At 73.0% G+C, this 26333-nt stretch carries 22 protein-coding genes; 7 read left to right on the top strand and 15 right to left on the bottom strand.

Translation table 11 applies throughout. The features are described 5' to 3' along the window. Window positions 1-68: 68 nt before the first annotated feature. From SL103_RS22880 to SL103_RS39660, 5 genes are all read right to left on the bottom strand, one after another. A complete protein-coding gene (locus SL103_RS22880) occupies window positions 69-1274 on the bottom strand; it encodes an SfnB family sulfur acquisition oxidoreductase (RefSeq protein WP_069570829.1) in 1206 nt (401 codons plus the stop codon). Window positions 1275-1316: 42 nt separating this feature from the next. After that, complete coding sequence (gene ssuE, locus SL103_RS22875; RefSeq protein ID WP_069570828.1) at window positions 1317-1871, bottom strand: NADPH-dependent FMN reductase; 555 nt, start codon at window positions 1869-1871, stop codon at window positions 1317-1319. 75 nt (window positions 1872-1946) lie between these two features. After that, window positions 1947-3164 (bottom strand): acyl-CoA dehydrogenase family protein, encoded by a 1218-nt coding sequence (locus SL103_RS22870; protein WP_069570827.1) that lies wholly within the window; start codon window positions 3162-3164, stop codon window positions 1947-1949. Window positions 3165-3216: 52 nt separating this feature from the next. Beyond that, window positions 3217-4371, bottom strand: coding sequence for a dimethylsulfone monooxygenase SfnG (gene sfnG / locus SL103_RS22865; protein ID WP_069570826.1), 1155 nt, complete (start codon window positions 4369-4371; stop codon window positions 3217-3219). 129 nt (window positions 4372-4500) lie between these two features. Continuing rightward, window positions 4501-4584 (bottom strand): putative leader peptide, encoded by an 84-nt coding sequence (locus SL103_RS39660; protein WP_397781573.1) that lies wholly within the window; start codon window positions 4582-4584, stop codon window positions 4501-4503. 188 nt (window positions 4585-4772) lie between these two features. Here SL103_RS39660 and SL103_RS22860 point away from each other — a divergent pair, with 188 nt between their 5' ends. Further along, window positions 4773-5693, top strand: a complete 921-nt coding sequence (locus tag SL103_RS22860; protein ID WP_069570825.1) for a LysR family transcriptional regulator — start codon at window positions 4773-4775, stop codon at window positions 5691-5693. A gap of 99 nt (window positions 5694-5792) precedes the next feature. Here the strand turns inward: SL103_RS22860 and SL103_RS22855 are convergent, their stop codons facing one another. Both SL103_RS22855 and SL103_RS22850 read right to left on the bottom strand, forming a co-directional pair. Next, complete coding sequence (locus tag SL103_RS22855) at window positions 5793-7085, bottom strand: SWF or SNF family helicase (RefSeq protein WP_069570824.1); 1293 nt, start codon at window positions 7083-7085, stop codon at window positions 5793-5795. Beyond that, complete coding sequence (locus tag SL103_RS22850; RefSeq protein ID WP_069570823.1) at window positions 7082-10018, bottom strand: DEAD/DEAH box helicase; 2937 nt, start codon at window positions 10016-10018, stop codon at window positions 7082-7084. Before SL103_RS22850 ends, SL103_RS22855 begins: the two co-directional genes overlap by 4 nt. A 148-nt stretch (window positions 10019-10166) precedes the next feature. Here SL103_RS22850 and SL103_RS22845 point away from each other — a divergent pair, with 148 nt between their 5' ends. Further along, window positions 10167-10349: a hypothetical protein gene (locus SL103_RS22845; protein WP_069570822.1), complete on the top strand. Its 183-nt coding sequence runs from the start codon at window positions 10167-10169 to the stop codon at window positions 10347-10349. Window positions 10350-10532: 183 nt separating this feature from the next. Here the strand turns inward: SL103_RS22845 and SL103_RS22840 are convergent, their stop codons facing one another. After that, window positions 10533-11318: a hypothetical protein gene (locus SL103_RS22840; RefSeq protein ID WP_069570821.1), complete on the bottom strand. Its 786-nt coding sequence runs from the start codon at window positions 11316-11318 to the stop codon at window positions 10533-10535. A gap of 381 nt (window positions 11319-11699) precedes the next feature. Between SL103_RS22840 and SL103_RS22835 the strand changes: the two genes are divergently transcribed. After that, window positions 11700-12596, top strand: a complete 897-nt coding sequence (locus tag SL103_RS22835) for an oxygenase MpaB family protein (RefSeq protein WP_069570820.1) — start codon at window positions 11700-11702, stop codon at window positions 12594-12596. A 27-nt stretch (window positions 12597-12623) separates the two neighbouring features. Here SL103_RS22835 and SL103_RS22830 read toward each other — a convergent pair whose 3' ends face one another. Both SL103_RS22830 and SL103_RS22825 read right to left on the bottom strand, forming a co-directional pair. Further along, complete coding sequence (locus tag SL103_RS22830; protein ID WP_069570819.1) at window positions 12624-13238, bottom strand: class I SAM-dependent methyltransferase; 615 nt, start codon at window positions 13236-13238, stop codon at window positions 12624-12626. Next, entirely contained in the window at window positions 13235-14719 is a 1485-nt protein-coding gene (locus SL103_RS22825) for a purine-cytosine permease family protein (RefSeq protein ID WP_079145924.1), read from the bottom strand. The genes SL103_RS22830 and SL103_RS22825 overlap by 4 nt, the downstream gene beginning before the upstream one ends. A 258-nt stretch (window positions 14720-14977) precedes the next feature. Here SL103_RS22825 and SL103_RS22820 point away from each other — a divergent pair, with 258 nt between their 5' ends. Then, window positions 14978-15592 (top strand): GTP-binding protein, encoded by a 615-nt coding sequence (locus tag SL103_RS22820; RefSeq protein ID WP_069570818.1) that lies wholly within the window; start codon window positions 14978-14980, stop codon window positions 15590-15592. An 82-nt stretch (window positions 15593-15674) separates the two neighbouring features. Here the strand turns inward: SL103_RS22820 and SL103_RS22815 are convergent, their stop codons facing one another. Next, a complete protein-coding gene (locus SL103_RS22815; protein ID WP_069570817.1) occupies window positions 15675-16103 on the bottom strand; it encodes a PPOX class F420-dependent oxidoreductase in 429 nt (142 codons plus the stop codon). Between the two features lie 168 nt (window positions 16104-16271). Between SL103_RS22815 and SL103_RS22810 the strand changes: the two genes are divergently transcribed. Together SL103_RS22810 and SL103_RS22805 are read left to right on the top strand one after the other, a co-directional pair. Further along, entirely contained in the window at window positions 16272-16691 is a 420-nt protein-coding gene (locus tag SL103_RS22810) for a roadblock/LC7 domain-containing protein (protein WP_069570816.1), read from the top strand. 67 nt (window positions 16692-16758) lie between these two features. Then, on the top strand, window positions 16759-17655 hold the full coding sequence (locus SL103_RS22805) for a DUF6397 family protein (RefSeq protein ID WP_244304014.1): 897 nt from the start codon (window positions 16759-16761) through the stop codon (window positions 17653-17655). Here SL103_RS22805 and SL103_RS22800 read toward each other — a convergent pair. Together SL103_RS22800 and SL103_RS22795 are read right to left on the bottom strand one after the other, a co-directional pair. Beyond that, on the bottom strand, window positions 17586-18455 hold the full coding sequence (locus tag SL103_RS22800; protein ID WP_069570814.1) for an acyl-CoA thioesterase: 870 nt from the start codon (window positions 18453-18455) through the stop codon (window positions 17586-17588). The two genes, SL103_RS22805 and SL103_RS22800, sit on opposite strands and share 70 nt — an antisense overlap. Before the next feature lie 52 nt (window positions 18456-18507). Continuing rightward, complete coding sequence (locus SL103_RS22795; protein WP_069570813.1) at window positions 18508-21021, bottom strand: DEAD/DEAH box helicase; 2514 nt, start codon at window positions 21019-21021, stop codon at window positions 18508-18510. Between the two features lie 663 nt (window positions 21022-21684). Between SL103_RS22795 and SL103_RS22790 the strand changes: the two genes are divergently transcribed. Further along, window positions 21685-22476 (top strand): metal-dependent hydrolase, encoded by a 792-nt coding sequence (locus SL103_RS22790; RefSeq protein ID WP_069570812.1) that lies wholly within the window; start codon window positions 21685-21687, stop codon window positions 22474-22476. Window positions 22477-22575: 99 nt separating this feature from the next. Here the strand turns inward: SL103_RS22790 and SL103_RS22785 are convergent, their stop codons facing one another. Then, entirely contained in the window at window positions 22576-24357 is a 1782-nt protein-coding gene (locus SL103_RS22785; RefSeq protein WP_069570811.1) for an ABC transporter ATP-binding protein, read from the bottom strand. Beyond that, a complete protein-coding gene (locus SL103_RS22780; RefSeq protein ID WP_069570810.1) occupies window positions 24354-26246 on the bottom strand; it encodes an ABC transporter transmembrane domain-containing protein in 1893 nt (630 codons plus the stop codon). The genes SL103_RS22785 and SL103_RS22780 overlap by 4 nt, the downstream gene beginning before the upstream one ends. Window positions 26247-26333 lie beyond the last annotated feature (87 nt).

The raw sequence follows: 26333 nt of genomic DNA, 5'->3' as shown, positions 1-26333 counted from the left end.
GTGAGGACGAGGGTCGTTGAGGGGCCGGGGCAGGGGTTCGCGGGCGGCCCGCCGGGCGGGCCCGGCGGTCAGAGCAGCCCGTGCCGGGGCGGCCGGACCCCGTTGAGGACATAGCGGCCGATGTGCTGCACCTTCCAGCGGACCGGGTCGTGCAGGGTGTGGGTGCGCGCGTCCCGCCAGTGCCGGTGCAGGTTCAGTCCGTCCAGCGCGGACCGGGTCCCGGCCACCTCGAACAGCGCGCTGCCGGTCTCCACCGCCGCCTCCGCGGCCACCACCTTGGCCGCGGCCACCGCGATCGACGCCTCGGCGGCCGAGTCGTCGGTCAGCGCCCCGGCGGCCGCGTCCACCGTCCGGGCGGCCGACGCCAGCAGCGCCTCCGCGGCCCGCACCCGCACCGCCAGCTCACCGAACCGCTGGATCAGCAGGGGGTCCTCGGCGGCGGAGTCCAAGCCGCTCTCGAACCACGGCCGGCTCCTGGTGCGCACGAAGGCGCCGGCCTCGGCCAGCGCGCCCGCCGCGATCCCGGTGTCGATCGCGGCATGCAGCAACTGCGCCACCGCACCGTGCAGTTGGGGCCCCTCGAAGGTGAGGTGATGCGGTACGACCCGGTCGGCCGGCACCGCCACGTCCGTCAGGTGCACCGTCCCGCTGGCCGTGGTCCGCTGCCCCATCCCGTCCCAGTCGTCGACGATCCGCACCCCCGGCGCGTCCCGCGGCACGTACGCCACCCACAGCGCCTCGTCCCGCCCGCGCGCCAGCACGGGGATCCAGTCGGCGAACAGCGCACCGGTCGCATAGTGCTTCACCCCGCTCAGCAGGTACGAGCCGTCCGGTGCCGGCTCCAGACGCGTGCGGAGGTCCTGCACGTGCCGGGTGCCCGCCTCCGACTGCGCGTTGCCCAGCCGCCGCCCGGCCAGCACCTCGCCGAAGAAGAACGCCTGCTGCTCCGCGGTGCCCTGACGGCGCAGCACGTTGACGTACACGAAGTGGCTCTGCGGGATCTGGGACAGGCTGGCGTCCGCGGCCGCCAGCCGCCGGAACACCTCCGCCAGCGTCCCGGTGCTCACCTGCGCGCCCCCGTGGGAGCGCGGCACGGTGACGGCCAGCAGGCCGCTCGCCGACAGCCGCGCCAGTTCGCGGTGCGGCAGCCGGCGCGCGGCGTCCCGTTCCGCCGCGCCGGCCCGGAACTCCTCGGCGAGTCCGGTCGCGACCGCCAGCGCCTCGGCGTCGTCGCGGATCACATGAGCGGTGGCGGTCCGCTCGGGGGCGTGCACGGTGCTGCCTCCAGGAGTCGAGGGGCGGGGATCGGGGGACGGTCAGCTCGCGACCGACAGCAGCGGGCGGCGCCCCAGCGCGCCGGAGAACTGGTCCAGCACGTGGTCGAGCCCCTCCTGCGCCGCGGGGTCGACCGCGAGCGGGGCGCCCTCCCGTACGGTCAGGTGCCGGTCGAGGACGAACCAGCCCTGGACGATGTGCGCGGCTCCCATGGACTGCAGCACCGGGCGCAGCGCGTAGTCGATCGCCAGTACGTGGGCGGTGCTCCCGCCGGTCGCCAGCGGCAGCACCGTCTTGCCGGTCAGCGCGTACTGCGGCAGCAGGTCCAGCAGCGACTTGAGCAGGCCGGAGTAGGCGGCCTTGTAGACCGGGGTGCCGATGACGATGCCGTCGGCACGGGCGAACAGCTCGGTGGCCTCGACGATCGCCGGGTGGCCGAAGTCGGCCCCCAGCAGCGCCTCGGCGGGCAGCGTACGGACGTCCAGCGGCACGACCCGGTGCCCCTCGTCGGCCAGCCGCGCGTCCAGGTGACGCAGCAGACGGGCGGTGCGGGAGGTCGCGGAGGGGCTGCCGGAGACGGACAGGACGGTGGCCAAGGGGATCACCTCGAAGTGCGGAGCGGAAAGCGGGGAGCGGGGGGGGGGCGTGCCGGTGCCGTGGGCGGAAGCCGGTCAGGAGTACCAGGTCGGCTCGGGGAGGTCGCCGGTGAGCCGGAACCTGCCGACCTCGCGGCGCTTGTACGCCACCGGGTCGTGCAGGGTGTGCGTGCGGACGTTGCGCCAGAAGCGGTCCAGGCCCTCGGCGGCGGCGGTCGACCGGGCCCCGGTCACCTCGAAGATCCGGTTGGTCACCTCCAGCGCCACGTCCGTGGCCCGGGCCTTGACCGCGGCCACCCGGACCTCGAACGCACCGCGGTCCCGTTCGGTCACCGCGTCGGGGTCCTCGTGCAGCCGCTGCCCCTCGGCGGAGACCTGGTCGGCCAGCGCCTCGGCGGCCCAGAGCTTGGCCGTCAGATCGCCGTAGGCGTCGAGGACGTACGGCTCGTCGACCGCCCGCTCGTGGCCGCCGTGCAGCCAGGAACGCGCCTTGGTACGGGTGTAGACCGCGGCCGTCTCCAGGGCGCCGGCGGCGATGCCGAGGTAGAAGTGCGCGAAGACCAGCTGGATGGTGGGCACGTTGAGGGTGTTGTAGACCCGCGGCCGGAACTCCTTGTCCACGTAGCCGGCCGCCGCCGCCCACGGCACCCGCACCTCGTCCAGGGTGACGCTGCCGCTCTCGGTGAGCCGCTGCCCGATGTTGTCCCAGTCGTCGTGGAAGACCAGCCCGTCGCTGTCGGACGGCACGACGGCGAAGACATGGTCGTCGGTGCGCTCAAGGACCCCCTCCAGCACGGTGACGTCGGAGACCCGGCTCCCGGTGGAGAACGACTTGCGGCCGCTGAAGACCAGCGTCTCGCCCTCGTCGCGCACCACCACGTCCTTGTCGCGCGGATTGACCGCGCCGCCGAAGAACCACCGCTGCCGGGCGGCCTCGGCCTCCACCTGCTCCCACTGCTCGCGGGTACCGACCAGCCGCGCCGCCCAGTTCCACAGGTAGTGGTAGCCCAGCAGCTGGCCGATCGACCCGTCGGCCGCGGCGACCTCCCGGACCACCCGGTACGCGGTCGGCCAGTCCTGGCCGGCGCCGCCGTGCGCGGTGGGCCCGAGCAGCGTGACCAGCCCCGCGTCCTTGAGCAGTTGGACCTCGGCGTACGGGGTGGCGCCCGCGCGGTCCCGGGCGACCGCGTCGGTGGCGAGGACGGCGGCCACCTCGGTGGCGCGCCCGATCCAGCCGTCCGGGCCCTCGGGTGCGGGACGGGTGGACCAGTCGGACGGTGCGACGGTGCTCATGCGGAACCTCCGTGAGTGTGCGGGGTGTCGGGGTGCAGGGGCGGGCCGGGCATCAGTGCCGGGCGGCGGCCGGGACCCGGCCGGCCGCCGCCGGGTCCGCCGCGCCGGTCTCCTGCTGCGCCTCCAGCTCGCGCACCAGCGGCAGCACCCGCTTGCCGAAGTACTCGACCTCCTCCAGGTAGTGGAGGAACCCGAGCAGGAACAGATCGACGCCCAGCCGCTTGTAGGCCACGATCCGCTCGGCGATCTGCTCCGGCGTCCCGATCAGGCCGGTACGGAAACCGTCGTTGTACTGGACGAGGTCCTCGAACGACGAGTCCTGCCACATTCCGGTGCGGTCGGCCGTGGACTGACCGGCCTGCTTGACCGCCGCGCCGAAGCCGTGCACCGCCTCGGTGTCCGCCTTGGCGACGATCTCCCGCAGCACCTCCCGGGCCTCGGCCTCGGTGTCCCGCGCGATCAGGAAGCCGTTGAGTCCGAAGCCGGGGGCGGGCCGGCCGGCGGCCGCGGCCGACGCCCGCACGTCCCGCAGCTGCTCGGTGACGCCGTCGAAGTCCTTGCCGTTGCTGAAGTACCAGTCGGACACCCGGCCGGCCATCGCCCGCGCCGCGGTGGAGTTGCCGCCCTGGAAGATCTCCGGGTGCGGGCGTGCGGCGGTGTTCAGCGGCTTCGGCTTGAGCGAGAAGTCCCGGATCCGGTAGAAGTCACCGGCCAGTTCGGCGTGGTCCGCCGTCCAGATGGAGCGCAGCGCACGGATGAACTCCTCCGCCCGCCGGTAGCGCTCGTCGTGCTCCAGCCACGGCTCGCCGAGCGCCGTGAACTCGCCCTTGAACCATCCGCTGACGACGTTGACGGCGAACCGGCCGCCGGAGAGCTGATCGGCGGTCGCGCCGAACTTCGCGAGTACCCCCGGGTGCCACAGCCCGGGATGGACGGCCGCGATGACCTTCAGCCGCTCGGTGGCGAGCAGCAGCGCCAGGCTGAAACCCGTCGACTCGTGCTGGTACTCGGCGCCGTAGCCGGCCATGTACCGGACCTGGCTCAGCGCGTATTCGAAGCCGTTGTTCTCGGCCAGCACCGCCAGCTTGCGATTGTATTCGTAACCCCAGTCGGTGCGCTGCTCGATGGTGCTGGTGACCAGGCCGCCACTGACATTGGGAACCCAGTAGGCGAAACGGGCAGGGGGCGGGGCGAGGGATTCGGGCATGGGAACTCCACGGAAGAGAAAAGGCAGGGGAAAACAGCGCCGGGCGCACGATCCGGAAAGAACCGAAAAAAGGGCGCGCGGTGCCGGGGGAGGCGTGGGGAGTCCGGCGCGGGCAGCGCGGATCAGCGCTCAGAGCGCGTGACGACACAGGGCACTGGAGACCCTGACGAGGTCGACGTGGCGCCGCCGGGTCAGACCGTGTTGCGGCTTCATAAACACGTCACCTCCCTGCAACATTTCTCGTGGAGCGGGCCGGGGGAATTCCGGGAACCGCTGTGGTGAGTTTAGCGAGAAGGGTCTGCATTGGTCGATTCGGTATCCACGAGGTGGTGATAGGGTCCCCCTTGAAGTGACCCGCAGCAATTACCGGTGATTCGGCCGGAAGTGAGGGAAGCGCGGCCATGCGGATCGAGCAGCTCGCATACATAGAGGCGGTCACCCGGCTCGGCTCGCTGCGCCGCGCCGCCGATGCGCTGCACCTCTCCCAGCCCGCCCTCAGCGAGACCGTCCGCAACCTCGAACGGGAGCTGGGCGTGGACATCCTCGACCGCAAGCGCTCCGGGGCGAAGATCAGCGACGAGGGCCGCGAACTGCTGCCGCACATCATCGGCGTGCTCGACGCGGTCGACAAGCTGCGCAGCGCGGCCGACCAGCAGCACCACATCAGCCGCATGGTGCGCCTGGGCACGGTCAACGCCGCGACGGTCCCGCTGATGGTCCCCGCGATCCGCGAGTTCCGCACCGGCCACCCGGTCACCCAGGTCGAGGTGATCGGTGCCCAGCAGGCCGAGATCCACCGCTCACTGCTGGAGGGCAGCCTCGACCTGGGGCTGGTGAACTACCTGCGCGGCGACGACCTGCCGCCGGACTTCCACACCACCGAACTCCTGCGCGGCCGGCCGGTGGTGTGCGTCCGCCCGGACAGTCCGCTGGCCGCGCTGCGCGAGGTCTCGGTGACCGATCTGCTCACCGAGCCGCTGATCGTGATGCGGGCCGGCTATGTCATGCACCGCTTCGTCCACCGGCTCATCGAGGGCCGCGCGCCGTCCTTCTCCTACTCCACCGACGGCGCCGAGATGGGCAAGCTGATGGTGGCGGAGGGGCTGGGCGCCACGGTGCTGCCCGACTTCAGCATCATCGGCGACCCGCTGGAGCGCAGCGGCACCATCACCCACCGCCCGTTGGCGGGCGACCGCACCGACGTCCTCATGGTGATCCAGCGCCGCCGCTCCGGCTCGGTCCCCAAGGCGGCCCGCGACCTGCACGAGATCTTCGTACGACGGGCGGCCGCGCACGCGGCCTTCGGGCAGCGCGGGGACTGACCCGCGCTGCCCGAAGGCCGACCGGCCGTCCCCGGCGCAGCCCCCCGCCCCGGGACGGCAGGCGGAACGCCTCGGTCCGCCGCGTTCCGGTGCGGGCCCTCACCCCTCCGGTGACAGCGCCGCCAGCGCGCCCGCCGGGTCGTCCGAGGCCGGGCCGGCGGGCGCCCACCGGCCGTCCTCCTTCCGGTACGGCCACCAGCGGCCGTCCCGCCCGTAGCGCAGCTGGGCCTCGCCGCCGGCCACCGTCCAGCGGTTGCCGGAGACCCGCGGCCCCGGCTGGGCCCCGTCGTCCTCCCGGGCGGCCGCGAGCCGGCCGGCCGCCCGGGCCAGCGTCGCCGGATCCGGTGTCCACTCCTCCTCCAGCACCGCGAGCCCGACCGCCCCGCCCAGTTCCCAGGCGCGTACGGCCAGCGTCAGTCCCCGCACATCGCGCCCCGAACCGGCCGCCAGCCGCGCGGATATGGCCTCCCCGGCGCCGGCTGCGGCCAGTCGCACCGCGTCCTGACCGGGCGTCAGCGCGGGCGGCGGCGGCACGTCCGGATGCCAGGGGGAGAGCGCGTCCGCGAGCAGCCGCTGGGCGCGCACCGCCGCGTCACGGATCAGGAACTCCAGCGCGGCCACCGCCACGCCCGGTGCGGGCGGCGTGCCGCCGCCGAGCGCCGGCGCGGTCCCCGGTACGTCGACGGGCGGCGGGGGCGCCGGCAGCGGCGGCAGGATGTCGCGCGCCGCGTACGCCTCGGCGGCCGGCACCCCCGCGCCGGCCCGCTCCGCCCCCGCCTCCCGGGCCGGGGCCCCGGCCCGCGACGCACTGCGCGCCTGGAGCTCCGCCAGCAGCTCCCGCTCGCCCCGCCCGCGCAACAGCAGCAGCACGAACGGGTCCTGGTCCAGCAGCCGCGCCACCTGGTAGCACAGCGCGGACGAGTGCGCGCAGTGGTCCCAGGCGCCGCAGTCGCACGCGGACTCCAGGTCGCCGATGCCCGGCAGCAGTTCGATCCCCGCGGCCGCCGCGTCCTCGGCCAGCACCGGCGGCACGTCCCGGTCCAGCAGCGCCGCGAGGCGCCCCGCCCGGTCCACGACCAGGTCCAGGAAGCGGTCCCACTGCGCCGCGGACAACTGCGCCAGCAGCACATCGGTGCGGTGCCGCGAGTGGTCGCGGTCCTGGACCACCGCGGTGATCCGGCCCGGGCGCACGGACACCGCGCCGACCGCCCCGGCCCGCGCATGCCGCCGTCCCAGCTTCAGCTGCGCGCCGTCCAGCGCCGAGTCCTCCAGCGCCTTGAGCCATGCCCGCCCCCACCAGGTCCGCGCGAAGCCGCCGCCACGGGCCGGCGGCAGCGCGGCGAACGTCCGCTCGGGCTCCGGCGGGTACGCGTCGTCGTGGTTTCCGGTCATCGCTCGCTCCCTCGCAGTGCGACCAGGTCCGCCAGCTCGGCGTCGGTGAGTTCGGTCAGTGCGGCCTCGCCCGAGCCCAGCACCGCGTCGGCCAACCGCTGCTTGCGGAAGAGCATGTCGGCGATCCGGTCCTCGACGGTGCCTTCCGTGATGATCCGGTGGACCATCACCGGCTGGGTCTGCCCGATGCGGTACGCGCGGTCGGTGGCCTGCGCCTCGACGGCCGGGTTCCACCAGCGGTCGAAGTGCACGACGTGCGAGGCCCGGGTGAGGTTCAGCCCCGTGCCGGCCGCCTTCAACGACAGCAGGAACACCGGCGCCGCGCCCTGTTGGAAACGGCGCACCATCTCGTCGCGCCGAGCCACCGGCGTCCCGCCGTGCAGGAACTGCGTGGCGACCCCGCGGGCCGTCAGATGCGCCTCCAACAGTCGCGCCATCTGCACGTACTGCGTGAAGACCAGCACGCTCGCGCCCTCGGCGAGGACGGATTCCAGCAGCTCGTCGAGCAGTTCGACCTTCCCCGAGCGGCCGGGGACGTGCGGGTCCTGCTCCTTCAGGTACTGCGCGGGGTGGTTGCAGATCTGTTTGAGGGAGGTGAGGAGCTTGACCACCAGCCCACGCCGCGCGAACCCGTCCGTCCCGGCGATCTCCTGCAGCCCCTCGCGCACCACCGCTTCGTACAGTCCGGCCTGCTCGGCGGTGAGCGCCACCGCCCGGTCGGTCTCCGTCTTGGGCGGCAGTTCCGGCGCGATCCCCGGGTCGGTCTTGCGGCGGCGCAACAGGAACGGCCGCACCAGCCGGGCCAGCCGCTCGGCCGCCTCCGGCGTGCCCGTGCCGCCCTCGACGGCTCGTGCGTAGCGGGTACGGAACCGGGCCAGTGGCCCCAGCAGCCCGGGCGTCGTCCAGTCCAGGATCGCCCACAGCTCGGACAGATTGTTCTCCACCGGGGTGCCGGTGAGCGCCACCCGCGCCCTGGCAGGGAGGGTGCGCAACGCCCTGGCGGTCGCCGAGTACGGGTTCTTGACGTGCTGTGCCTCGTCCGCGACGACCAGCCCCCAGTCCACCTCCGCCAGTTTGCCGGCGTGCAGCCGCATCGTCCCGTAGGTCGTGAGGACGAACGCGCCGTCGCCCAGCTCGGTGAGGCTGTGCCGCCCGGCGTGGAAGCGGCGGACCGGTGTGCCCGGCGCGAACTTCTCGATCTCCCGCTGCCAGTTGCCCATCAGGGAGGTGGGACAGACGACGAGGGTCGGGCCGGCCGCGCCGGGAACGCCCTGCCGGTGCAGGTGCAGGGAGATCAGTGTGATCGTCTTGCCCAGCCCCATGTCGTCGGCGAGCGTGGCCCCGAGCCCCAGCGAGGTCATCCGGTGCAGCCAGCCCAGACCGCGCAGTTGGTAGTCGCGCAGGGTCGCGGTGAGCGCCGCCGGCTGCCGCACGGACCCGCCGCCCTCGGGATCGGCGAGCAGGTCGCGCAGCCGGGCCGGCCACCCGGTGGCCTCCACCGCGACCCGGCCGCCGTCCGCGTCCTCGGCGCTCCCGGTCAGCGCGGCGCCCAGCGCGTCGAGCGGGGTGATCTTGCGGTCCTCGCGTGCCCGGGCGGAGCGAACGGCCTCCGGATCGATCAGCACCCACTCGCCGTGCAGCCGCACCAGCGGCCGTCCGGCCTCGGCCAGCCGGTCCAGCTCCGCCTTGTCGATCTCCTGGTCGCCCACCGCGAACCGCCAGCTGAACGAGAGCAGCGCGTCGGCGGACAACAGGGACGGCAGCCCGGACTCCGGGCCGTCGGCCGCCCCGTCGGCCGGCGGCCCCACCACCGCCCGGCTGGTCAGCCCGCGGACCAGCGCCTTCGGCCAGTGGACCGGCACCCCGGCGGCGGCCAGCGCACGGCCCGCCGGACCGAGCAGCTCGGCGACCTCCTCGTCGGCGAGTTCCAGCGCGTCGGGCACCGCCGCGGACAACAGCGGGGCGAGCGGCGCCCAGGCGTCGGCCGCCCGCCGCAGCGTGAGCAGGGTGTCCCGGCGCGCCCGCGGCCCGAACGCCTGCCCCGCCGGTGAGGTACCGGCCCACACCTCGGCGGCGTCCGCGACCAGGGCCGGGTCGGTGAGGTCGTGCACCTGGAGGACCGCGGTGAAGGCGTGCGGAGCGTCGTCCGCGGGGTCCGCCGCGCCCGGCCGCGGGCCCTCGCCGGCGGGCGCCCGCGGCCCGTCCCCCTCCGCCGCGTGCGCCTCGATCCGCAGTGAGATCCGTACGCCCTCGTCATGGCCCGCGGCGACCTCCGCGGCCCAGGCCCGCTGCTCGGGGACGTACTGCGCGGCCGCGGCCGCGAACGCCGGTGCGCCGGTGGCCGTCGCCGCTGCGGGGGAGCGCGGCAGCCCGTCCGCCACCGCGTCCAGGAAGGCCCGCAGGTGCCGTTCGGGATCCGGCAGTTCCACCGGGTCGCTGTCCGGGAGCGGGGCGGCGTGCGCGTACGGCGGCATCGCGGCGGCGAGGTCACGCAGCCGCCCGACGTCCGCCGGATCGAACGGCCCGGCCCGCCAGGCGTCGTATCCGTCGGGACTCACGCCGGGCAGCAGCCGGCCCCGCGCCGCCAACTGGAGCGCCAGTACGCACGCGGCCCCCCAGAAGGCCGCCGCCGGATGGGTGCCCGGGGCGGTCCGCGCACGGGTCAGAACGGGCACCGCGTCGGCGACGGGCACCACGAGGGCCGGGACCTCGCACACCATCACCCCGCCGTCGACGTCCGGCAGGACGACGTCCAGCCGTTCAGCCGCCCCCTCGCCCACCCAGGGGTCCCCCGGGGATTGGGCCACGGGTTCACCGTCAGGGCGCCAGAAGGCGATCCGCCCGGTGCGGGGCGGGTCCGACGGCAGGAAGACCACTGCGCAGCGCGACAGCGCCGACAGCTGAGCGGGGGCGACCGCGGGGCGGGAAGGCACGGGGTCCAGAACTCCTCAAGTTTGACTACTGGCGTCTGGAGCGCCCGAGGGTACCGGACGGCGCGGCGTCGGAGGGAACCTGTGACGGGAAATCGGCGTTCAATGGGATACACAGAGCGCGGCCCGGGCCGCGGAAGGGACGTGAGGGATGTCCACACAGGCGAAGGTCGCGATCGGCGGCGTCGCGGTGGGAGTGCTCCTGCTGTGGCTGCTGCCCTTCTGGGCGGCCGTACTGGTCATGGTCGGGGTCCCGGCCGTCGCGTATCTGACCCTGGACTCCTCCCAGCGGCGCCGGCTGCGCCGCGTCAGCCGCAAACAGCTCGGCCGCTGAGCCCGGGCCGTTCCGGCCCCCGCCGCCCCGGACCGGGGTGCGGGGGGCCGGACCGGGCCGCCGGCGAACGGCCGCCGACCGGATGAGCCGCCGCACGGCGGCCGGGCCCTCGCGCCGCGGGACCTGCCCCGGGTGCCGTCAGGCCGGCCCGGCCCCGCGCGCGTCGGTACGGCCGTGCCGCCGTCAGACCGGCCGGGCCGCCAACTCGTCGAGCGACGACAGCAGTCCGGGCAGCTCCGGCCCCCTGCCCACCGGGTGCACCTCGCCGGGCTCCTCGTCCAGCAACACGAACGCGATGTCGTCGGTGCGCGCGACCATGCTCCAGCCGGGCCCGTCGACCCGCAGCGTGCGCGCCTCCCCGGCCGCGAACGACGACCGCACCCGCCCCGGGGGCGGCGGCTGGTCGACATAGCCGCGGGCCTCCTTCAGCACCCGCCGCACCCCCTCGTGCGCGTCGTCCCCGGGCTCCGCGAAGGTGACGTCCTCGTCCTCCACCTGGTCCCGCCAGGCCGCCCACTGCAGCGCGATCTCGTCGGCACCGAGCCGTCGTTGGGCGGGCCCCCACTCGGCGGCGTCCGGTGGTGTCAGCGGCGCCGGATCGCCCTCCTCGGGCTCCGGATCGTGCGGCTGCGGCACGCCCGGCGCGGCGACGGCGAGCGCGAGCGGCCACCCCGGCAGCGCCGCGGCGATGCTGTCCGCTCCGGGGGAGAGGTCGTACTCCATCCCGCAGTCCCAGGCCGCGATGGCGCAGGCGACCAGCGACACGTCCTCCGTCACCACCGTCCAGCGCGCGCCGGAGCCGTCCTGTCCGAGGACCAGGCCGTATCCCTCCGCGTACGGTGCCAGGCCCAGGCCCGCGCACACCTCTGGATAGTCGTCGCCGAGCACGCTCGGGAACTGCGCCGGTGTCAGCAGCACTGCCGTCAGCACGAACAACTGGTCGTTGTCGGCGCTCTCGGTCGCGGGCACGCGGACCTCCCCATCCAGTTCATCGCGGAGTACGTCGGCGCACCTTAATTGCCTCGGTACGGCGTTGTCACCAGCCCTACGCTGCACTTATGCGTTCCTACAGCCGGGCCGGGCGGTCCGCGCACCGGTGCCCGGGCCGCCGGCGCCCGGCAACCGGCCGGCTCACGCGCGCCGGGCCGCCCGGCCCTCGTCACGCGCGGCACGAGCGGGCGACCGGGCCGGCGCGCCCGTAGGCCGGTGCGTCGAGCAGCCGCCCGACGCGCCCGCTCCCACCGGCGGAATCCGGCCACCCGCCGCCCGATCTGGCGCCCGTCACCGTCCTTCAACTGCCGCCCGCCGCCCTAACATTGCCCTGTCGGCAACCGAAGGGACAGGTGTCAGGTGCGGCGCTACGACTGGCTGAAGGAGATCCGGCGGCTCGATCCCGAGCGCGACTTCCTGGCGATCTACCGCATCATCGCGACCCACGAATTCCCCTGGGACATCACCAGGGCCCTGGAGCTCGCGCTCTACCGCACCTACGCCGTGCCCAGCATCGGCCGACTGCTCGCTGCGACGGGCGAGCTGACGGACCGCACCCAGAAGCGGTACGACGACACCGCGCTCCTGCTGGACGCGGTCCTGGAGCACGGCTTCGACGACGAGGACGGCCGTACGGCGATCCGCCGCATCAACCAGATGCACCGCAGCTACGACATCTCCGACGAGGACATGCGCTATGTCCTGTGCACCTTCGTGGTGGTGCCCAAGCGCTGGCTCGACGCGTACGGCTGGCGCCCGCTGACCGCGCACGAACGGGCCGCCGTCGCCGCGTACTACCGCACCCTCGGCAGCCACCTGGGCATCCCCGAACTCCCGCGGACCTACGAGGACTTCGAGTGCTTCCTCGACTCCTACGAGGAGGCGCACTTCGGCTGGGACGAGGCCGCCCGGCGGGTGTCGGACGCCACCCTGGACCTGATGGCGGGCTGGTACGGACCGCTTGCCCCGGTGGTGCGCGGTGCGAGCATGGCCCTCCTGGACGACACGCTGCTGGACGCCTTCCGCTACGACCGGCCCGCGCCCGCGGTCCGCACGGCCGTGCGCGGCGCACTGAAGCTGCGTGCCAGGGCCGTACGGCTGCTGCCGCCCCGCCGCACCCCGCACTACGCCCGCCAGAACCCGGAGATCAAGGGCTACCCGAACGGCTTCCGGGTCGCCGAACTCGGCACCTTCCCCGCCGCCCGTCGCACCGGCGGCTGCCCGGTCCCGCACAAGGAGGGCCCGGCGGCCTCCTGACCTCGCGTCCCGCAGGGCGGCCGGACGTCACCCCCGGCGGACCGCCAGCGCCAGATAGCGGGCGTCCTCGTCCTCGTAGCGGAGCAGCTCCCAGCCGCTGCCGGCCAGGAGGGGCCGCAGGTTCGGCTCCGCGCGGACGTCGTCGGGGGTGAGCTGCCGGCCCTTGCGCGCGGCGAGGGCGGCCCGCCCGAGGGGATGGAAGAGAGCGAGCCGGCCACCGGGGCGCACGACCCTGGCCAGCTCGGCCAGGCCGCCCGTGGGGGCCGCCAGATGGGACAGCAGCCCCGCGGCGAACACCGCGTCCAGCGCGGCACCGGGCAACGGCAGCCGGGTCACGTCGGCCAGCAGCAGCGCCGCGTGGGCACCCCGCCCGGCGCGCACCGCGGCCCGCAGCATCTCGGGCGTGAGGTCGGCGCCCAGCACCGTCCCCCGCGCTCCCACGGCCCCGCGCAGCGCGGGCAGCGCGCGCCCCGTGCCGCAGCCCGCGTCCAGCACCCGGTCGCCCTCCTGGAGGCCCAGTTCGGCGACGCCCGCGGCATAGGCCGGGCCGTCGTCGGGGAACTTGGTGTCCCAGTCGGCGGCGCGCACGGCGAAGAACTCCCGGACCTCGTGCGGCCGGTGGGCGCGGTGGTGGTCGGTCATCGGACTCCTCCGGGGGTGGTGCGGTCGGCGAGGGCGGCGGTACAGGCGTACAGGGCGCCCGCGACGGCCAGGGCCACCACGACGCCGAGGTTCATGGCGCCCGGCGTGCCCCGGGCGGCGCCGTCGGTGAGCAGGAAGCCCACCGCCTTGGCGATGTTGGGGTCGGCCGAGGTGATCAGACCCAGTCCGACGGCGGTGCCGGCGACGAGCGAGAGCACGGCCGGCCACCCCAGGGCGCGCGCGGTCCGCAGGGCGAACCCGGTGTGCCGGCGGCGCCACTGCTCCACCAGGAACACCGCCGTCCAGGCGGCCATCGCCACCCCGATGACGGACAGGAACGCCTGGAAGGTGGCGAAGAAGCTCGGCGAGACGAACAGCACGTACCAGCCGCCGAACGCCATCAGCACCCCGTCCACCAGCACCGCGAGGTGGCGGCGGAGCGGAATGCCGAGGGCCAGCATCGACATGCCCGAGCTGTAGATGTCCATGATCGCTCCAGAGGCGAAGCCCCCGATGGCGGTGAGGAGGTACGGCACCAGGAACCAGGTCGGCAGCTGCGCCGCGAGTGCCCCCACCGGGTCGGCGGCCGCGGCCGCGGCGAGCTTCGGGTCCCCGGCGTTCAACAGCACCCCGAAGACCAGCAGGGCCAGCGGGGGCAGCACCCCGCCGAGCGTGGTCCAGCCGGTGACCGCCCGGCCGCTGCTGGTGCGCGGCAGGTAACGGCTGTAGTCGGCGGCGCAGTTGACCCAGCCAAGCCCCAGGAGCGTCATCGCGAAAACCACCCCGCCGACGGCCCTGCCGAGGTCGCCGGGACGGTCGTCCCCCAGTGCGGACCAGTCGAGACGGTCGGCCATCAGAGCCATGTACACGACGGTCAGCGCGGTGATCGCCGCGGTCAGATACTTCTGCACCCGCATGATCAGCGCATGGCCGTAGATCCCCACGACCACCACGACGACGGCGGTCACCACGAAGCACAGGGCCTGCGCCCCCGTGGTCGGCGTCCGCCCGTCGGGCCGGGCGAACACGCCGGGCGCCACACGTGCCAGCACCGCGGCCCCGCCCAGGGCGGAGAGCGCGACCAGCACGGTCTCCCAGCCGACGTTGGAGAGGTAACTGAACAAGGTGGGCAGCTTGTTGCCCTGCCGGCCGAACGACGCCCGGCCGATGACCATCGTCGGCGCACCCGTACGCACCCCGGCCACCGACACCAGCCCCACCAGGACGAACGAGAGGACGTAGCCGAGGGTTCCCGTGACGATCGCCGCCCGGGGGCTGAGCCCCAGCCCCATCAGGTAGATCCCGTAGGCGACGCTCAGCAGCGACAGCCCGGACGCCGCCCATGGCCAGAACAGTGACCTGGGGGTGCCGTGCCGCTCGGACTCCGGCACCGCGTTGATGCCGTTGCGCTCCACGGTGCCCGCCGAGGTGTTCGCCCCGGCCGTCGGAACGTGCCGCTCCCGTGCCTGCTGCTGCGTCATGCGCACATGATCCCGCACCGGTCCGACAGACGGGGAACACCCGTACGGGTGGCCAATTATCACGAACGGCGCGCTCGGTGCAGCACTTGATCGGAACCCCTAGCGGCTTTGGTGATTCCGGGGAAATCCCGATGATCGGGCGGTACGGTCCTCGCCATGGATTTCGGACGGCGCTCTGCCGCCGAAGGCTCCCTTCGCCGAGCCGTGCATCCACCCACCTCGTGACGCGCAGGACCCGCATCCTGAAGGAGACGGCCGATGAACGCCGCACCAGGGGCCCCGGACGGTGCAGCCCCGGACCCCGACCCCGAGCTGACCCTGAAAATCTTAGTCGCGGGCGGCTTCGGCGTGGGCAAGACGACGCTCGTGGGCTCGGTCAGTGAGATCCGCCCGCTGCGCACCGAGGAAGGGCTCACCGAGGTGGGGGAGACGGTCGACGACACCGGGGGCGTGTCCCGGAAGTCCACCACCACGGTGGCGATGGACTTCGGCCGCATCACCATCAGGGACGGGCTCTCCCTGTACCTCTTCGGCACCCCGGGGCAGGACCGCTTCTGGTTCCTGTGGGACGACCTGTCCGAGGGAGCACTGGGCGCCGTGGTGCTGGCCGACACCCGCCGGCTGCAGGACTGTTTCCCCGCGGTCGACTACTTCGAGCGCCGTGCGATCCCCTTCCTGATCGCCGTCAACTGCTTCGCGGACGCGCGTTCCTACGGGGCCGACGAAGTGGCCCGCGCACTGGATCTCGACCGTGGCACCCCCGTCGTCCTCTGCGACGCGAGGGACCGCGACTCGGGCAAGGAAGTCCTGGTCCGGCTCGTGGAACACGCCGGACGCCGGCACTCGGCCCGGATTCTCGACTCGGTGGGCTGAGCGCCGACGGCGCCTGGCCGGCACCGGGCCCCCGGCGCCGGCCGGGCGTGACGCGGACGCGGGACGGCCGCGCCGCGCACGGCTACTCCGCGAGGTCCGCGACCGCGACGGCCTTGTCGATCGTGAGCCGGACCACCACCTCGCCCGGCACGCCGTTGCGGGCGCCGTACTCCTCCGCACGGTCCTCGCCCATGTAGCGGGCGGCGATCCGCGTCGCCCAGTGCCGCACCTCCGGCAGATCGTCGCTGATCTCCGCCGTCCCCTGCACCACCACGAAGGAGAACGGCGGCCGCTCGTCGTCGACGCACAGCGCCACCCTGCCGTCGCGGGCCAGATTGCGGCCCTTGACCGTCTCCGCCCCGGTGTTGAACACCAACTGGTCACCGTCCAGGAGGAACCACACCGGGGCGACGTGCGGCCCGCCGTCGGCACGCACGGTCGCCAGCTTGCCGGTACGGGTGCCCTCGGAAAGGAACCTCTGCCACTCGTCCTTCGTCATCTTGTGTGCCATGCCGACATCCTCTCCGCGCGGCACCGGTGAGCGCCGCTGGCACGCCGTGCTGCGGTGCCGCTTGCCGAGACGGCGGAGGTGGGACAGGCTGGCACGGCGGTCTGGCGGACGGACCGCGGACTGCCGTCCGGCCCGGTGTGCGGACGGAGATACGGGGAGGAAGCGGCAATGGCATTGAGCAGCGGACTCGACTGGCTGCTGGACGACCTGACCAAACGGGTGGAGAAGGTACGGCACGCGCTGGTGCTGTCCAACGACGGGCTGGTGACCGGCGCGAGCGAGGACCTGGGGCGGGAGGACTCCGAACACCTCGCGGCCGTCGCCTCGGGCCTGCACAGCCTGGCGAAGGGATCGGCGTTGCACTTCCGGGTCGGGCGGGTGCGCCAGACCATGATCGAATTCGATGACGGGGTGCTGTTCGTGACGGCGGCGGGCGACGGCAGCTGCCTGTGCGTGCTGGCCGGCGCCGACGCCGACATGGGGCAGATCGCCTACGAAATGACGCTGCTGGTCAATCGCGTGGGGGAGCATCTGGCGGTCGCGGCCCGGCAGCCGGAGAGTTATCCACAGGTCGGAGGCCGGGGTTGACCCACTGTCATTGACCGGGGCTATGGTCGTCACTGTCAGTGATCGACCGAGTTGCGGGGGAACCACCATGACAGTGATGTGCGACGTGCGGCAGACGCTCGCGACGGGGCGAGCGGCCCGCGAACTGGAGCTGCGGAGCGGCGAGTTCGAGCTCGCCGTCCAGCTCGGAGAAGTGCGAACGACCCCGGCCGGCACCGACGCCCGGCCGGGCGGCACCGAAGTGCCCGTCCGGCGCCGGGTGCCGGCGGAGGAAATCTCCCGGCTGCGGGCCGAGCCGGGTTTCCCGGACGCCCTCCGCGAGCGCATCCGCACGGTCAGCACGACCGAGGCCGCCGCGCTCATGGGTATCGGGCCCGGCCGTGCCCTGCGGCTGACCCGGGCCGGCTGTTTCGGTCCCGTGCGGTTCTACGTCAACCGCTACGGCGCGGTGGTCTGGCTCTACCTCGCGGCGGAGGTCACCGACTTCGCCGACCGCGAACCCGGCCTGATGCGGGGCAACACCCCCGCCGCCATGCGGATGATGCTCGACAGCGGCCAGGACTGGCGGGCCCGCCAATGGCGCAGCCGAAGGGTCGCCCAGCTCATGGGACAGACCGAGGACCCCTGGGAAGCCGCGGCGGTGCTCGCCGCGGTCCTCCCGCCCGAGGAAGTGGCCTCGGTGGCCGGGAACCCGGTGGAGCGCTCCCTGCTGCGCCGGCTGCGGCCCACCCTCGCGACGGTGCTCACCGCCACCCCGGCCGCCCGGGAATCCTTCGAACGCGTCCTGACCGCCGACGAGTTCGACGAAGTGATGTGGTACCGCGTCAACCTCGCGCGGGCCCTGGAAAGGGCCCGCCGGGAAGAACCGGGACGGCTGCGGCCACCGGCCACCGCGCCGGCCGCCGGTCGCCCGGGTCAGCCACCCAACTTCCTGAACAGGCCCTCCTGGACGACCGACACCAGCAGCCTGCCCTCACGGTCGTAGATCCGGCCCCGGGCCAGCCCCCGGCCGCCGGTGGCGATCGGCGACTCCTGGTCGTACAGGAACCACTCGTCCGCCCGGAACGGCCGGTGGAACCACATCGCGTGGTCCAGCGACGCCATGTCGAAACCACGCGGTCCCCAGAGCGGTTCGACCGGGATGCGGACGGCGTCCAGCAGCGTCATGTCGCTGGCGTACGTCAGCGCGCAGGTGTGGACCAGCGGATCGTCGCCCAGCGGGCCCACCGCACGCATCCACACCGCGCTGCGCGGCTCCGCACCCTCGATCTCCTCCGGCGTCCAGCGCAGCCGGTCGACATACCGGATGTCGAAGGGCTGCCGGCGCGCCATGCGCTCCAACGCCTCGGGCAGCCCGCCCAGATGCTCGCGGATCTCGTCCGTGACCTTCGGCAGATCCTCCGGGTCGGGCACCTCCCGACGCATCGGCAACTGATGCTCGAAGCCGGGCTCCGGCTTGTGAAAGGAAGCGGTCAGATTGAAAATCGTGCGCCCCTCCTGGACGGCGACAACCCGCCGCGTGGTGAAGGAACGTCCGTCACGTACCCGCTCGACCAGATACACGATCGGCACCCCGGGCCGGCCCGGCCGCAGGAAGTACGCATGGAGCGAGTGGACCGGGCGATCACCGTCCGTGGTGCGCCCGGCCGCCACCAGCGCCTGCCCCGCGACCTGCCCGCCGAAGACCCGCTGGAGACTCTCCTGCGGACTGCGGCCCCGGAAGATGTTCTGCTCGATCTGCTCCAGATCCAGCAGATCCACCAACTTCTCAGCAGGACTCGTCATGACCGCCGGACCTCCGTCGCTTCGCTCGACGGCCTCGGGCGAAGCCGTCGCCTCACAATTGCCCCACATCCGTGACCCGCAGCACCGCGCGCCCCTCCTCGTCGGAAGCGGCGAGATCCACCTCCGCCGAGATGCCCCAGTCGTGGTCCCCGTTCGGGTCGGCGAAAGTCTGCCGGACCTTCCACAGCCCGTGCTCGGGGTCCTCCTGAATCTGCAGCAGCTTCGGGCCGCGCGCGTCCGGCCCGGTGCCCAGCTCCTCGTACTCGTCCCAGTAGGCGTCCATCGCCTCACCCCAGGCATCCGCGTCCCAGCCGGACTCGGCATCCATCTCACCGAGCTCCTCGACCTTGTCCAGCGCCGCCAGCTCCACCCGCCGGAACATCGCATTGCGCACCAGCACCCGGAACGCCCGGGCATTGGCGGTGACCGGCCGCACTTGATCGGCCCGCTCCTGCGCCTGCTCCGCCGTCTCCACCTCGGGGTTGGCCAGCTGCTCCCACTCGTCCAGCAGACTGGAGTCCACCTGCCGCACCATCTCGCCCAGCCAGGCGATGATGTCCTGGAAGTCCTCGGACTTCAGATCGTCCGGGACGGTGTGGTCCAGTGCCTTGAACGCACTCGCCAGGTAGCGCAGCACGATGCCCTCGGTGCGCGCCAGCTCGTAGAACGACGTGAACTCCGTGAAGGTCATGGCGCGTTCGTACATGTCGCGGATGACCGACTTCGGCGACAGCGGGTGGTCACCGACCCAGGGGTGGCTCTTGCGGTACAGCCCGTAGGCGTGGAAGAGCAGCTCCTCCAGCGGCTTGGGGTACTCGACGTCCATGAGCCGTTCCATGCGGTCTTCGTACTCGACGCCGTCGGCCTTCATCTGGGCCACCGCCTCGCCGCGGGCCTTGTTCTGCTGCGCGGCCAGGATCTGCCGGGGATCGTCCAGCGTGGACTCCACGACGGAGACCATGTCCAGCGCATAGGACGGCGACTCGGGGTCCAGCAGATCGAACGCGGCCAGCGCGAAGGTCGACAGCGGCTGGTTGAGCGCGAAGTCCTGCTGAAGATCCACCGTGAGCCGGACGATCCGGCCTTCGGCGTCCGGCTCGGCCAGTCGTTCCACGATGCCGCCGTCCAGCAGCGACCGGTAGATCGCGATGGCCCGCCGGATGTGCCGGAGCTGGTTCTTCCGCGGCTCGTGGTTGTCCTCGAGCAGCTTGCGCATCGCCTCGAAGGCGTTGCCCGGCCGGGCGATCACCGACAGCAGCATCGCGTGGGTCACCCGGAAACGCGAGGTCAGCGGCTCCGGGTCGGAGGCGATCAGCTTCTCGAAGGTGTTCTCACCCCAATTGACGAAGCCCTCCGGCGCCTTCTTGCGCACCACCTTGCGGCGCTTCTTCGGATCGTCACCCGCCTTGGCGAGCGCCTTTTCGTTCTCGACGACATGCTCAGGAGCCTGCGCGACCACGAAACCAGCGGTGTCGAAGCCGGCCCGGCCGGCCCGGCCCGCGATCTGGTGGAACTCCCGGGCCCGCAGCGTCCGCACCCGCGTCCCGTCGTACTTGGTCAGCGCGGTGAACAACACCGTACGGATGGGGACGTTGACCCCCACGCCCAGTGTGTCCGTACCGCAGATCACCTTCAGCAAGCCGGCCTGCGCCAGCTTCTCCACCAGCCTGCGGTACTTCGGCAACATGCCGGCGTGGTGCACGCCGATGCCGTGGCGGACATACCGCGACAGGTTCCTGCCGAACTTCGTGGTGAACCGGAAGTTCCCGATCAGCGCGGCGATCTCGTCCTTCTCGGCGCGCGTGCACATGTTGATGCTCATCAGCGCCTGCGCCCGCTCCACGGCGGCGGCCTGGGTGAAGTGCACGATGTAGACGGGGGACTGCCGGGTCTCCAGCAGCTCGGTCAGCGTCTCGGTCAGCGCCGTGGTCCGGTACTCGTACGACAGCGGCACCGGCCGGGTCGCCGAGCGCACCACCGAGGTCGGCTTCCCCGTCCGCCGGGTCAGGTCCTCCTCGAAGCGCGACATGTCACCGAGCGTCGCCGACATCAGGACGAACTGCGCCTGCGGCAGCTCCAGCAGCGGAATCTGCCAGGCCCAGCCGCGGTCCGGCTCGGCGTAGAAATGGAACTCGTCCATCACGACCTGGCCGATGTCGGCGTCCTTGCCGTCCCGCAGCGCTATCGAGGCAAGGACCTCGGCGGTACAGCAGATGACCGGGGCGTCGGCGTTGACCGACGCGTCGCCGGTGAGCATGCCGACGTTCTCGGTGCCGAACAGCTTGCACAGATCGAAGAACTTCTCCGACACCAGCGCCTTGATCGGGGCGGTGTAGAAGGTGACCTGGTCATTGGCGAGAGCGGTGAAGTGCGCGCCGGCCGCCACCATGCTCTTACCGGAGCCGGTGGGGGTGGACAGGATGACGTTCGCTCCCGAGACCACCTCGATCAGCGCCTCCTCCTGGGCAGGGTAGAGCGAGATGCCCTGCTGCTCGGCCCAGCCCGAAAAGGCTTCGAAGAGGGCATCGGGGTCGGCGTCGTTCGGCAGATGATCGATGAGGGTCACGCCCCCATACTGCCTGTCTTGGGCCCGGATCAGGGAACCGGCGACCCGGACGCACCGCAACCGAAGATCAACATCCCGGGGATCCCCCCGGCGCGCCTCCGTTCCCGCCCGACGGTTCCCCTCACGACGCCCCGCCGAGTCCACCCCAAATGCACCCTGACCTGCACAAACCTGAGGTGCGGAGGGTGCGGCCGGCCGCGCCGACGCGGGCCCCCGCCCCGCCGGGCCGTCCCGGGAGGGAAGGCACCGCACCCCACCTCGACCGTCACCCGCCCCGGCACTCGCGGAGGCATTCACCCAATGCCTTTACATTCCGCACACGACTGCGGACACACCGTTGTCCGTGCTGGTCGCGAGGCACGCCCAGACGCCCGGCCACGTGTCGGAGATCACTGCCCGGGAGGGGCGACGGCGCCAACCGGGCGTCGCCGGACCCCGGGCTGAGCGGAACCCGTTCCACCAGGGGCTGATGTGCTCACCCGAGCCTCGGACGGAGATCATCGGGCGCTACGCTGTGTCGCCGACCGGGCGTCAGAAGCGCGGCGGCGGGTGCACGAGGTAACAGCACCTCGCGGAGCACAGGCATCAGCTCAAGCAGCTCGGTGGACGGGCGGTGGAGCCGAGGAGCTTCGTGAGGCAGATGAACAAGGGGTGGGAACGACCATGATGGGACCGGCGCACTCGCTGTCCGGGGCGGCGGCCTGGCTGGGGGTGGGCGCGGCGGCCGCTGCCGCAGGACATCCGATGCCCTGGCCGGTGCTGGTCTGTGGTGCCTTGATCTGTGCCGGAGCGGCGCTCGCCCCGGACCTCGACCACAAGTCCGCGACGATTTCCCGGGCGTTCGGGCCGCTTTCGCGGATGGTGTGCGAAGTCGTCGACAACATCTCGCACGCGGTCTACAAGGCGACGAAGATGCGTGGCGACTCGAACCGTTCGGGCGGGCACCGCACGCTCACCCATACCTGGGTGTGGGCCGTGCTGGTCGGTGGTGCGATGGCGCTGCTGGCCATGCGCGGTGGCCGTTGGGCGGTGCTCGGGATCCTCTTCGTGCACATGGTCCTCGCGATCGAGGGCCTCCTGTGGCGGGCGGCACGGGTCTCCAGCGATGTGCTGGTGTGGCTGCTGGGTGCGGCCTCCGCCTGGATACTGGCCGGGATCCTCGATCAGCCGGGCAACGGCGCGCACTGGCTGTTCACCGAGCCGGAGCAGCAGTACCTGTGGTTGGGTCTGCCGATCGTGCTCGGCGCGCTGGTCCATGACATCGGCGACGCGCTGACCGTCTCGGGGTGCCCGATCCTGTGGCCCATCCCGATAGGCCGCAAGCGCTGGTACCCGCTCGGCCCGCCCAAGGGCATGCGGTTCAAGGCCGGCAGCTGGGTGGAACTGAAGGTGCTGATGCCGTTGTTCATGCTGGCGGGCGGCATCGGTGGCCTGACCGCGCTCGGCTACCTCTGACCGCCGGGCCGGCGCCGGTACCACCCGGCGTCACCACCCGGCGTCACCGCCCCGGGGCAGGCCGCCCCGGGGCGGTGACGCGTCACGGGCCCACCGGTGTCACCCGTGCCAGGACCGCCACAGGGCCGCGTAAGCGCCGTCCGCGGTGACCAGTTCGTCGTGGCTGCCCAGTTCGGTGATGCGGCCGTCCTCGACGACGGCGATGACGTCGGCGTCGTGCGCGGTGTGCAGGCGGTGGGCGATGGCCACGACCGTGCGGCCGTCCAGGACCCTGCCGAGGGAACGCTCCAGGTGACGGGCCGCCCGCGGGTCGAGCAAGGACGTGGCCTCGTCGAGCACCAGGGTGTGGGGGTCGGCGAGCACCAGCCGGGCCAGGGCGATCTGCTGGGCCTGGGCCGGCGTCAGGGTGTGGCCGCCCGAGCCGACCTCGGTGTCCAGGCCGTCGTCCAGGGCCCGCGCCCAGCCGTCCGCGTCCACCGCGGCGAGTGCCGCCCAGAGCGCGGCGTCGGCGGCGTCCGTACGGGCGAGCTGGAGGTTGTCGCGGAGCGAGCCCACGAAGACGTGGTGCTCCTGATTGACGAGTGCGACCTGCTCGCGGACCCGCTCGGCCGGCATGGCGGAGAGCTCGGCCCCGCCCAGGGTGACGGTGCCGGTGCGCGGGCCGTAGATGCCGGCCAGCAGGCGGCCGAGCGTCGATTTGCCGGCACCGGACGGTCCGACCAGCGCCAGCCGGCTGCCGGGGCGGATCCGCAGCGAGATGTCGCGCAGCACGTCGACGTCGGCGTGGTAGCCGAAGGACACCGCGTCGGCACGGACATCGCGCCCGTCGGGGGCCCGTTCGTCGTCGGCCGACTCCGGTTCGATCTCGCGTACGCCGACGAGCCGGGCGATGGAGACCTGGGCCACCTGCAGCTCGTCGTACCAGCGCAGGATCATGCCCACCGGCTCGATCATCATCTGCGAGAGGAGCGCCCCCGTCGTCAACTCGCCCGGGGTGACCCAGCCCTGGATCACGAACGCGCCGCCGAGCAGCAGGACGGCGCCCAGGAGCACCACATGCGTCAGGTCGACGACAGGGAAGAGGACCGACCGCAGGAAGAGTGTGTAGCGCTCCCACTGGGTCCAGGCACGGATGCGCTGCTCCGAGAGGGCGATCCGGCGCGGGCCCAGGCGGTGCGCCTCGACGGTGCGGCCCGCGTCGACGGATTCGGTGAGCACGGCGGAGACCGCGGCGTATCCGGCGGCCTCCGAACGGTAGGCGCCCGGGGCCCGCTTGAAGTACCAGCGGCACCCGATGACCAGCAGGGGCAGCGCAATCAGCACCGACAACGCGAGCGGCGGCGCGGTGACCGTGAGCCCGCCGAGCAGCAGGGCGACCCACACCACCCCGATGGACAGCTGGGGTACCGCCTCGCGCATCGCGCTGGAGAGCCGGTCGATGTCCGTGGTGATCCGGGACAGCAGATCGCCGGTGCCGGCCCGCTCCAGAACACCCGGCGGCAGCGCGACGGACCGCACGAGGAAGTCCTCACGCAGATCCGCCAGCATCCGTTCGCCCAGCATCGCGCCGCGGAGCCGGACCATCCGGACGAACACCGTCTGGATGACCAGGGCGACGGCGAACAGGGCCAGGGTGCGCCCGAGTTGGACGTCGCGAGAGCCCGTGGCGAGCTTCTCGACGACGCCGCCGAGCAGGTAGGGCCCGGCCATGGAGGCGAGGACCGCCGCCGCGTTCACCGCGATCAGTACCGCGAACTCGCCCCGGTGGCGTCGGATCAGGCCGGCGACGTAGCGGCGGACGGTCGCCGGTGAGCCGACCGGGAGGGTGGTGAGGGTCTGCGGGGTGTCCGGATCGTGCTCCGGCGGCGCCAGGCCGATCATGCGGTCTCCTCGATCTGCTGCACGGCGGGCTGTGCGGCGGTATTCAGCGTCTTCACTTCGTCGAGCGCCGGGCGGCCCCGCCCGTTCCGCCCGGCCTCGTCGAGCCGCATGGTCGGTGGCCCCGGCGCGGCGTCCGTCTCACGGGTGACCACGGCGCGGTAGGCGGGGTCACGGTGCAGCAGTTCGCGGTGGGTGGCTTCGGCGACGACCTTGCCGTCGTGCAGGAACGCCACCCGGTCGGCCCGGTCCAGCAGCAGCGGACTGGAGGTGAGCAGGACGGTCGTACGGCCCGTTCTGATCCGGCGGAGGCCGTCGGCGATCCGGGCCTCGGTGTGCGCGTCGACGGCGCTCGTCGGCTCGTCGAGCACCAGCACCTCCGGGTCGGCGACCAGAGACCTGGCCAGCGCCAGCCGTTGCCGCTGGCCGCCGGAGAGCGACCGGCCGCGCTCGGTGATGTGGGTGCGCATGGGGTCGCCGGAGTCGTCGACGGACGCCTGGGCCAGCGCGGACAGGACGTCGGCGCACTGGGCCGCGCCGAGGGCCTCCGCCGCCGGCACGCGCCCGGAGGACGGGACGTCGAGCAGTTCTCCGAGGGTGCCGGAGAGCAGCATCGGGTCCTTGTCCTGGACGAGTACGGCCCGGCGGGCGGTGTCGCGCGGCAGGTCGTCCAGCGGGGTGCCGCCGAGGGCGGCGGAGAGCGGGACGGCCTCGCCGGCGTCCTCCTCGTCGCCCTGCGGCGGGTGCCCGCCGAGGCGTTCGGCGAGGCGCCCGGCGGCGTCGGGGTCGCCGCACACCACCGCGGTCAGCCGGCCGGCGACGGCGGTCAGGCCGCTGTGCGGGTCGTGCAGATCGCCGGCCGGCACCGTGGCCGGGGCGGTGCCGCGGCCGTCGGCCGGCCGGGTCTGCGCCAGGACGCGGGCGGTGCGTTTCGCCGACGGCCGGGCGAAGGAGTACGCCTGGGCGATCTCCTCGAAGTGGCGCAGCGGAAACAGCAGGAAGGTGACCGCGCTGTAGATGGTGACCAGTTCCCCCACGGCGATCGTGCCGTCCAGGGCGAGCCGGGTGCCGTACCAGACCACCGCGATGAGCAGCAGTCCCGGCAGCACCACCTGGACGGCGGAGATCAGCGACCACATCCGGGCACTGCGGACGGCGGCCCTGCGTACCTCCTGGGAGGCGCTGCGGTAGCGGCCGAGGAAGAGTTCCTCGCCGCCGATGCCGCGCAGTACGCGTAGTCCGGCGACCGTGTCGGAGGCCAGCTCGGTGGCGCGACCCGCCATTTCCCGCTGGGCGTCGGCGCGCCGGGTGGCCGGCGGCAACAGGGGGAGGACGGCCAGTGCCAGCACGGGCACGCCGAGGGCGACCAGGACGCCGAGTTGGGGCTGGCGGATGACCAGCGCGACGGAGACGGCGACCGCGGTCACCGCCGCCGCGCCGAACCGGGAGACCCCTTCGACGAACCAGCCGATCTTCTCCAGGTCGCCGGTGCTCACGGTGACGATTTCGCCCGCGGCCACCCGCCTGGTCATGGCCGAACCCAGTTCGGTGGTCTTCCGCGCGAGCAACTGCTGCATCCGGGCGACGGCGGTGATCCAGTTGGTGACGGCCGCCCGGTGGAGCATGACGCCGCCGAGCGCGATCAGCGCGCCCAGCACCGTGAGCAGGCCGCCGGACAGCGCGAGCAGACCACCGTCGCGGTCCACCACCGCCTGGACGGCCAGGCCCACCGGCAGCGGGAAGGAGGCGATGGCGCCGAAGTTCACCAGCCCCCAGAAGAGGGCCTTGAGCTGTCCGCCGGTCTGCGCTCTGCACAGCCACAGCAGGAAGGCGCCGCCCGTGCGGACGTCCGGGACGCCCGGATCGGGATGAGGAAGGTCGCGAATATGCATGAGGTTCCAGGCGAAGTCGTGGTGAGCGGTCGGCAGCTGCCCTTCCGGGCAGGCGAAATGCCCCTCTCGTCCGTCTCGTCGCCGGCG

The organism is Streptomyces lydicus (assembly GCF_001729485.1).
GTDB lineage: Bacteria > Actinomycetota > Actinomycetes > Streptomycetales > Streptomycetaceae > Streptomyces > Streptomyces lydicus_D.
This window is presented reverse-complemented; position numbering and strand designations above follow the sequence as displayed.

Excerpts from the sequence above, each read along its gene's own strand:
- SL103_RS22870 (WP_069570827.1), bottom strand. The coding sequence starts at position 3,164 with ATGAGCACCGTCGCACCGTCCGACTGGTCCACCCGTCCCGCACCCGAG.
- sfnG (WP_069570826.1), bottom strand. The coding sequence starts at position 4,371 with ATGCCCGAATCCCTCGCCCCGCCCCCTGCCCGTTTCGCCTACTGGGTT.
- SL103_RS39660 (WP_397781573.1), bottom strand. The coding sequence starts at position 4,584 with ATGAAGCCGCAACACGGTCTGACCCGGCGGCGCCACGTCGACCTCGTC.
- SL103_RS22860 (WP_069570825.1), top strand. The coding sequence starts at position 4,773 with ATGCGGATCGAGCAGCTCGCATACATAGAGGCGGTCACCCGGCTCGGC.
- SL103_RS22855 (WP_069570824.1), bottom strand. The coding sequence starts at position 7,085 with ATGACCGGAAACCACGACGACGCGTACCCGCCGGAGCCCGAGCGGACG.
- SL103_RS22845 (WP_069570822.1), top strand. The coding sequence starts at position 10,167 with ATGTCCACACAGGCGAAGGTCGCGATCGGCGGCGTCGCGGTGGGAGTG.
- SL103_RS22830 (WP_069570819.1), bottom strand. The coding sequence starts at position 13,238 with ATGACCGACCACCACCGCGCCCACCGGCCGCACGAGGTCCGGGAGTTC.
- SL103_RS22825 (WP_079145924.1), bottom strand. The coding sequence starts at position 14,719 with ATGACGCAGCAGCAGGCACGGGAGCGGCACGTTCCGACGGCCGGGGCG.
- SL103_RS22820 (WP_069570818.1), top strand. The coding sequence starts at position 14,978 with ATGAACGCCGCACCAGGGGCCCCGGACGGTGCAGCCCCGGACCCCGAC.
- SL103_RS22815 (WP_069570817.1), bottom strand. The coding sequence starts at position 16,103 with ATGGCACACAAGATGACGAAGGACGAGTGGCAGAGGTTCCTTTCCGAG.
- SL103_RS22810 (WP_069570816.1), top strand. The coding sequence starts at position 16,272 with ATGGCATTGAGCAGCGGACTCGACTGGCTGCTGGACGACCTGACCAAA.
- SL103_RS22805 (WP_244304014.1), top strand. The coding sequence starts at position 16,759 with ATGACAGTGATGTGCGACGTGCGGCAGACGCTCGCGACGGGGCGAGCG.
- SL103_RS22800 (WP_069570814.1), bottom strand. The coding sequence starts at position 18,455 with ATGACGAGTCCTGCTGAGAAGTTGGTGGATCTGCTGGATCTGGAGCAG.
- SL103_RS22790 (WP_069570812.1), top strand. The coding sequence starts at position 21,685 with ATGATGGGACCGGCGCACTCGCTGTCCGGGGCGGCGGCCTGGCTGGGG.
- SL103_RS22785 (WP_069570811.1), bottom strand. The coding sequence starts at position 24,357 with ATGATCGGCCTGGCGCCGCCGGAGCACGATCCGGACACCCCGCAGACC.
- SL103_RS22780 (WP_069570810.1), bottom strand. The coding sequence starts at position 26,246 with ATGCATATTCGCGACCTTCCTCATCCCGATCCGGGCGTCCCGGACGTC.